We start from the raw sequence: 7,709 nt of genomic DNA, 5'->3' as shown, positions 1-7,709 counted from the left end.
ATTCTGAACAATTAATTTAAAATTCCGTTATTTTTAGTGAAAATACAGTGTGTTCCTATCAATAAAAAGACAATTTGTAACTATTTTCACAGTACAAAAGAACCGATATGCTGCTGTTTCGAAAAGGTACTAACAAGGTAAAAAAAAATAAGGAAAACTGCCCATTTCAAAGAATGTATATTTGCTTGAAAATCAGTCTTAAGAAAACACTGTTTTTTAATAAAAGAAAACGGAATTTTAAATTTATTTAAAGAAAGGGTTTCCATATAATAAAAGGTGAATGCTTAACACTAAAATTCATTTTATACGCATGCTCTTGCAATAACATTAGTGGAGGTAATCAAATTGCACAGAAATGAAATTGAAAAGAAAATTGAATTACTGATTGATAACCTAGTTAACTTAAGTGATCCAGACGGGAAGTATGCCATTCCGCTTGCCGATGGCAGAAAAATTGATAATAAGAGCTTTAACTATTGGGAATGGACAGCAGGTGTCGGCCTGTATGGAATGATGAAGTATTATAAACTGACAAAAAATGAAAACGTATTAAATATCATTGTAAAATGGTTCGACGATCAGTTTAAAGAACCGCCGGTCGAAAAAAACGTTAACACAATGGTACAAATGCTAACCCTAGCCTATTTGTATGAAGAAACCAACAATCCTGCTTATCTTCCATACTTAGAAACTTGGGGGGATTGGCTCTATCATGATATGCCAAGAACTAAGGATGGCGGGATCCAGCATGTCGTGTTTGGATCGGAGAATTATCAACAATTATGGGATGACACCTTAATGATGAGTGTATTACCATTAACCAAAATCGGTTTATTACTGAACAAGCCTGAGTATATTGAAGAAGCAAAAAAACAATTCTTGGTACATATTAAATACCTGTTTGATAAGAAAACGGGATTATGGTTCCACGGTTGGACGTTTGAAGGAAATCACAACTTTGCGGAAGCCCTATGGGGCCGCGGCAATTCCTGGGTCACGATTGCGATTCCAGAGTTTTTAGATTTAGTAGATTTACCTGACAACGATCCTGTCCGTCAAATCCTAATTGACACGCTTAATAGACAAATTGAAGCGCTTGAAACACACCAAAATGAAAGCGGTTTATGGCATACAGTGCTAAATGACCCAACCTCTTATGTGGAGGCGTCTTGTACAGCAGGCTTCGCTTTTGGAACCTTAAAGGCTGTTCGGAAACGTTATACGGATAAAAGGTATTTAAATATGGGACTAAAAGCGATACAGGCAGTGGTTGAGAATATTGACGAAAACGGGGAATTGCAGCATGTATCGGCAGGAACAGCAATGGGAGAAACACAAGAGTTTTACAAGGAAATCCCCGTAACTGGGATGCCTTATGGACAATCCATGGCTATTCTTTCGTTAGTAGAGTACTTGTATTACAGAATTTAAGTTAGAGGGGTATTAACATGAAAAAAATAGTGACGCTTGGAGAAATTATGCTGCGTCTCTCTACTCAATCAGGAGAAAGACTTTTTCAGGCAGATAACTTGCTTATGCATTACGGCGGAGCAGAGGCCAATGTGGCGGTGTCGCTTTCACAGTTTGGCCATGACGTCAAATTTGTCAGCAAAATCCCGAGTAACCCACTGGGCGCTGCGGTGGAACGACATCTAAAATCTTATGGTGTTGATACCAATTCCCTGATTAAAGGCGGAGAGAGATTAGGAACCTATTATCTTGAAAGTGGAGTAGGCGGGAGAAGTGCACAAGTAACGTATGATCGAAAATATTCGAGCTTTTCTGGTTTAACGGTCGAAGAATTAAACTTTGATGAATTATTTCAAGGAATTGACTTATTTCACGTTACCGGAATTACACTTGCCTTATCACAGAATTTAAGAGATCTCGTGCTGCTGGCAGTTAAGAAAGCAAAAGAAGCAGGTATAATGACCAGTCTTGATTCTAATTATCGGGCTTCACTATGGAGCCAGCAAGCGTGCTCGGAAGCGATAAAGCCGCTCTTGAGTTATATTGATATCTGTTTCTGTGGAGAATTGGATGCAGTTCATTTACTAGGCATCGAACCTGCAAATGACTCACTTTTAAAAGAAGAAAAACTTAAATACTACTATGAAAAAATAACTGAGTTGTACCCGAACATCCAATATATGAGCTCTACTTTTCGAACAGTTCTTTCGGCCTCGACCAATAAGCTGCAAGGCAACATCTATACAAAAGGTGAGCTGTTCCAATCCAAGGAGCATTTAATCGATCATATTGTGGACCGGGTTGGCGGCGGGGATGCCTTTGCGGCTGGTGTGTTGCACGGCATCCTAGAAAAATGGCCGCTCTCTCGGACCATATCTTTCGCGTCAATGGCATCAGCTTTAAAGCATACCATTCACGGAGATTGCAATGCCTTTACAGTAGAGGAAATAACAAAAGTATTGGACAATGAAGCAGGCAAAATCGTCCGATAAGGACTTTTAATAAATATAGAAACATAGAAAAGGAGAATGAAAAATGGAAACTCGTTATGCACATCATCCGGAAGATATGAAGAAATATAATACTGAGGAGCTAAGAAGGGAATTTTTAGTAGAAACGCTCTTCGAAACGGACCAAGTCCATCTAACATATACCCATGTGGACCGCATGATATTCGGAGGCGTTACACCGGCAGAAAAGGAATTGACCATTAAGCTTGATAAAGAGCTAGGTGTTAGTTATTTCTTAGAACGCCGTGAGATGGGGATTATCAATATTGGCGGAGACGGCCTTGTCATTCTTGACGGTGAAGAATATGATATGCAGCGTTATGACGGCTTATATGTAGGAAAAGGAACCAAAGAGGTTTTATTTAGATCCAATGATCCTAAAAATCCGGCTAAATTTTATATCAATTCTACTCCTGCACACCATAAATATCCGACAGTAAAGATTGATATTAATGAAATTAAACCGCTTGAAGCAGGCAGCCCTGGAACCCTTAATGAACGAAAAATCCACCAATATATTCATCCGAATGTATGTGAGTCCTGCCAGCTTCAAATGGGATTAACAATGTTATCCCCTGGAAGCGTTTGGAATACCATGCCATGCCATACTCATGAACGCCGGATGGAAGTTTACTTATATTTTGATATGGAACCAGAAACTCGTGTCTTCCACTTCATGGGTAAGCCGGATGAAACTAGACACTTGGTTATGAAAAACGAACAAGCGGCCATCTCCCCAAGCTGGTCCATTCATACAGGAACTGCTACAAGCAATTACACCTTCATTTGGGGGATGTGCGGTGAAAACATCACATATGATGACATGGACCATGTCAAAATGGAAGATTTAAGGTAGTCGCTTACAAGTATAAATCAACTCTTGAATGATAATGAGTATCTCACAAAAACAGATTGTAGGTGATGGAGTTGAACATTGGCATCCGAGCACATGATGTGGAAAATCGTCCCCTAGAAGAGTTAGTAGAAGAGATAGCAGGAAAAGGGCTCACATCTGTTCAGTTAGCCTTAGGTAAATCCTTTGATTATATGAAGCTCGAACCAGGGACATTAAGTCCTGGTTTGGCCCATCATATTGGAACAGCGTTCGCACGAAAAAATGTTCAAATTGCCGTATTAGGCTGTTATTTCAACATGATTCATCCTGACCATGCAGAACGGAGAAAAGGGATCGAACGTTTTAAAGAGCATATCCGCTTTGCAAGAGATTTTGGCTGCAGTATAGTGGCGACCGAAACAGGTAACGTCAATCCAGAAATTGTTTATACAGTTGAAAATTTTAAAGAAGAGCCGTTTCAGAAAGTGGTTGAAAGTGTTCGGGAACTTGTGCAGGAAGCGGAGAAATTTGGAGTCATTGTTGGGATTGAAGCGGGTGTGAATCATCCAATTTATTCTTCGAAAGTGATGAAAAGGCTTTTGGACATGGTCAATTCCAATAATCTTCAGGTAATTCTTGACCCTGTCAATCTATTAACGATTGATACTTATCATGACCAGGACAAAATTATCCAGGAAGCATTTGAACTGCTTGGTGACAGAATTGTCATCCTCCATGCCAAAGATTTTGTTGTAAAGGATAACCAATTGAAGACAGTGGCAGTTGGCCAGGGACTATTAAATTATGATGTTGTCTTGAAACAGGTTAAACAGAAAAAGCCGTATCTTAATATTTTAATGGAAGAAACGACAGAACCTTTTATTAACGAAAGTCTAGCTTTCTTAAAAAATAAGTACGAACAAGCCTAAAGACTTGTAAGGAGGAAGACACATGAAATCTCTATTTTCATTAGAAGGGAAAGTGGCCCTTATCACTGGTGCTAGCCGGGGACTTGGCCAAGGCATGGCAATAGGTCTAGCAGAAGCGGGGGCAGCCGTCATTGGTGCAGGCATGAGCGATATGTCAGCAACTCGTGAGCAGATTGAAGCAATCGGCGGAACTTTTCATGACCTTAAAATAGATTTATCCAAGCAAGGGGCGCCAAGTGAGCTTGTTGTGGAAGCTTTATCCGTTGCCGGACAAATTGATATTTTAGTAAACAATGCCGGCATCATTCGTCGTGCACAGGCGGAGAATTTCTCAGATGAGGATTGGTATGAAGTCATTAATGTCAATCAACATGCCGTTTTCAAATTATGCCGTGAAGTGGGCAAACATATGATTGAAAAAGGTTCAGGGAAAATCATTAATATTGCCTCCATGTTATCTTTCCAAGGGGGATTACGTGTACCTGCTTATACAGCCAGCAAACATGCGGTGGCAGGTCTGACAAAATCATTTGCAAATGAGTGGGCAGGAAAAGGCGTCAATGTAAATGCGATAGCACCAGGCTATATGGTGACGGATAATACGGCTCCAATTCGTGGAGATGAAAGCCGGAATGCTTCCATTACCTCAAGAATTCCACAAGGACGTTGGGGAACTCCAGAAGATTTAAAAGGAGCGGTCGTTTTCCTAGCTTCTGACGCCTCCGATTACGTTAATGGCCACATCTTACCGGTAGACGGCGGCTGGTTAAGCTCTTAATAGAACAAACCATAAAGTTCATTCAATCAAAAATGCCCATTTTAATTTTGCTTACAACAGAATTACGATGGGGATTTTTTATAGGTAAGTAAAAAACAAACTTAACATGCGGCAATGGAGGGAACAAAATGAATAGAATCGTAGTTTGCGGCCTGAGCAATCGTGCACTTGGGATGTTTATTCAGCCAGTATTAACACAATTTTCGCAGCAAAATGAAATTGTAGGGTTACTCGATCCGGATGGACGCAGAATGGAAATCGCAAAGGAAAGTTTTCCATCCTTAAGTTCTATCCCTGCTTATCATCCAAATCAATTTCAACAAATGATTAAAGAGACTAATGCCAATACGGTTGTGGTGACGAGCCGGGATGATACCCATATCGATTATATTTTACAAGGTTTAGAGAATGATTTAACGGTTATCACGGAAAAGCCGATGGTTACTAATGCTAACGATGCCAAAAGGGTCATGGAGGCGGAGGAAAGAAGTAATGGAAAAATAATTGTAGCCTTCAATTACCGATACAATCCTTTCCATCGGAAAATTAAGGAGATGATTTTAGAAGGGAAAATTGGCAGAGTTACTTCTGTTGATTTGAACTGGTATATCGACACCTATCACGGTGCCAGCTATTTCAAAAGATGGAATCGCGATCGAAATCGTTCAGGCGGTTTATCGATTCATAAATCAACTCACCATTTCGATTTGGTCAATTGGTGGATTGATCAAAAACCGGACCAGGTCTTTGCCTATGGTGCCTTAAATTATTACGGCAAAGACGGAGAATTAAATCCAAGTCCAACCGATCATCGTTATTGCAGTACTTGCCAGGAAAAACAAGATTGCCAATATTATATGCGCTGGTCGAATCGCCGAAATAACTTGGCAATTAAAGATGATCATATTAAATCCGAAGGTATTGAAAAGTCGGCACAAAATTATACGAATTACCGCCCTGACTCTTGTATTTTCGATCATGAAATTGAAATTGAAGATACCTATGCCGTGACGGTTAAATATGATAAAGGTGCTTTTTTAAGCTACTCCGTTAATTTTTCGCTTCCATATGAAGGTTATCGATTAGCTATAAACGGGACAAAAGGGAGAATTGAAACGACGGAATTTCATGAACCAAGCAGAATTCCTTTCCCATTCCCGGAACAGACGATTGAGTATTATCCACTATTTGGTTCAAAAGAAATTATTCATGTCCTGCAAAATGATGGGGGACATGGTGGGGGAGATCCGTTACTTCAAGAAGATCTCTTCATGGGGGTGGATCCGAGCCGTCCTTATCAAATTTTAGCAGGTGCCGAAGCGGGGGCCTATTCCATTGCATTAGGTGAGGGCGTTTGGCGGTCAGCTAAGGAAAATCGACCTTTTAGTATTAAAGAATTATTAAAGCAGACAAGTGATTCTTCTCAATTAGTCTAGTGAACTATTAGGGGACAAACGGTGTTTTTTGAGTTTCGCCGATAAAATGGGAAAAAGCGCCGATAAGTTAATAAAAAGCGCCGATAAAATTCCAAAAACAGCCGATATGGCTCAAAAAAGCGCCGATAAAGTTTCATTTCAAGCTCAATTGAATCAAAAAGTTATGCCAACTATCTATATTTATTAATTTTGGGTGGGATAAAGATGCCTCAACTTGTATTTGATGAAGAAAAAGTAAAAGAAGCTATTGAACTCGTCGTCGATAGGACCTCAAAAATGGATTTCAGCTGGGACTGGCCGGGCGGTGTTGCCTTTTTCGGTGTTGCCGAAGCATATGAAGCAACTGGCGAGAAAAAATATTTGGAGTTTATTAAGAATTGGGTCGATGAAGAATTAGAGGATGGACTGCCCAAGCTAACGGTGAATGCCTCCTCCATCGGACATACCCTCATTACATTATATAAAGCAACGGACGAGGAAAAATACTTAGAATATGCCATTCAAATGGCAGACTTCTTATTAAATGATGCAGAGAAATTTGCAGATGGTGTTTTGCAGCATACTGTAAACGGTGTCAAGAACGTGTTCCCCGAGCAGGCATGGGTCGATACGATGTTTATGGCGGGCTATTTTCTCTTACGAATGGGTCATATGCTCGATCGGAAGGATTACATTGATTTCGGCTTAAAGCAATATCATGGTCATGAGCAGTTTCTCCAGGATGACTTGACGAACCTATACTATCATGGCTGGGACAATATTGCTCAAAACCATATGTCCGGGATTTTCTGGGCCCGTGGAAACAGCTGGGCTGCCTACACAATGGCTAGAGCTTTGGAGCTTGTGAAGGTGCAGCATCCATCTTTTATGATTATAGAAGGGTCACTCCGTGATCAGCTAAGTGCATTGGTTCGCTTACAAGATGAATCAGGACTTTGGCATACGATTGTGACAGATCCTGAATCATATTTAGAAACGTCAGGTTCCGCAGGGATTGCAGCAGCTTTACTAACAAAAGGGAAACTGTATAACAAGAATGTTCAAAAATCAACGGATGGTATCCTGAAGCAAGTTAAAGAGGACGGGTCCATCATGAATGTTTCAGCTGGAACCGCGGTCATGGATGATGCCGAAGGGTATAAAGGAGTTCCTTATAAAAGGGTTCAGGGCTGGGGGCAGGGCCTCGTGCTGGCCTTTTTATCCTTATTATTAAAATACGCAAAAAAAAGTTAAAGTAAACAGTTCGAAACC

8 protein-coding genes are annotated in these 7,709 nt (G+C 40.3%); all 8 read left to right on the top strand.

Annotated features, from left to right (window positions below):
* Positions 1-345 precede the first annotated feature (345 nt).
* The 8 genes from bglB (at position 346) to V7266_RS10425 (ending at position 7,691) form a co-directional block, all read left to right on the top strand.
* The gene (gene bglB, locus V7266_RS10460; protein WP_335467828.1) at positions 346-1,431 is read left to right on the top strand and encodes a beta-galactosidase BglB; all 1,086 of its coding nucleotides are present in this window, start codon (positions 346-348) and stop codon (positions 1,429-1,431) included.
* Between the two features lie 17 nt (positions 1,432-1,448).
* Entirely contained in the window at positions 1,449-2,462 is a 1,014-nt protein-coding gene (locus tag V7266_RS10455) for a sugar kinase (RefSeq protein WP_335467827.1), read from the top strand.
* A gap of 43 nt (positions 2,463-2,505) precedes the next feature.
* On the top strand, positions 2,506-3,336 hold the full coding sequence (gene kduI / locus V7266_RS10450; RefSeq protein WP_335467826.1) for a 5-dehydro-4-deoxy-D-glucuronate isomerase: 831 nt from the start codon (positions 2,506-2,508) through the stop codon (positions 3,334-3,336).
* 65 nt (positions 3,337-3,401) lie between these two features.
* Positions 3,402-4,244, top strand: coding sequence for a sugar phosphate isomerase/epimerase family protein (locus V7266_RS10445; RefSeq protein ID WP_335467825.1), 843 nt, complete (start codon positions 3,402-3,404; stop codon positions 4,242-4,244).
* A gap of 22 nt (positions 4,245-4,266) precedes the next feature.
* On the top strand, positions 4,267-5,022 hold the full coding sequence (gene kduD / locus V7266_RS10440; RefSeq protein WP_335467824.1) for a 2-dehydro-3-deoxy-D-gluconate 5-dehydrogenase KduD: 756 nt from the start codon (positions 4,267-4,269) through the stop codon (positions 5,020-5,022).
* Between the two features lie 128 nt (positions 5,023-5,150).
* A complete protein-coding gene (locus V7266_RS10435; protein WP_335467823.1) occupies positions 5,151-6,458 on the top strand; it encodes a Gfo/Idh/MocA family protein in 1,308 nt (435 codons plus the stop codon).
* 28 nt (positions 6,459-6,486) lie between these two features.
* A complete protein-coding gene (locus tag V7266_RS10430) occupies positions 6,487-6,645 on the top strand; it encodes a hypothetical protein (RefSeq protein ID WP_335467822.1) in 159 nt (52 codons plus the stop codon).
* 17 nt (positions 6,646-6,662) lie between these two features.
* Positions 6,663-7,691 (top strand): glycoside hydrolase family 88/105 protein, encoded by a 1,029-nt coding sequence (locus tag V7266_RS10425; RefSeq protein WP_335467821.1) that lies wholly within the window; start codon positions 6,663-6,665, stop codon positions 7,689-7,691.
* Positions 7,692-7,709: the final 18 nt, after the last annotated feature.

It is taken from the genome of Neobacillus drentensis (assembly GCF_036965645.1).
In the GTDB taxonomy this organism is placed as follows: Bacteria; Bacillota; Bacilli; order Bacillales; family Cytobacillaceae; genus Neobacillus; species Neobacillus drentensis_D.
This window is presented reverse-complemented; position numbering and strand designations above follow the sequence as displayed.

What these genes read in the sequence shown, in the direction of transcription:
- V7266_RS10455 (WP_335467827.1), top strand. Translation starts at nt 1,449, where the DNA reads ATGAAAAAAATAGTGACGCTTGGAGAAATTATGCTGCGTCTCTCTACT.
- kduI (WP_335467826.1), top strand. Translation starts at nt 2,506, where the DNA reads ATGGAAACTCGTTATGCACATCATCCGGAAGATATGAAGAAATATAAT.
- V7266_RS10445 (WP_335467825.1), top strand. Translation starts at nt 3,402, where the DNA reads ATGGAGTTGAACATTGGCATCCGAGCACATGATGTGGAAAATCGTCCC.
- kduD (WP_335467824.1), top strand. Translation starts at nt 4,267, where the DNA reads ATGAAATCTCTATTTTCATTAGAAGGGAAAGTGGCCCTTATCACTGGT.
- V7266_RS10435 (WP_335467823.1), top strand. Translation starts at nt 5,151, where the DNA reads ATGAATAGAATCGTAGTTTGCGGCCTGAGCAATCGTGCACTTGGGATG.
- V7266_RS10425 (WP_335467821.1), top strand. Translation starts at nt 6,663, where the DNA reads ATGCCTCAACTTGTATTTGATGAAGAAAAAGTAAAAGAAGCTATTGAA.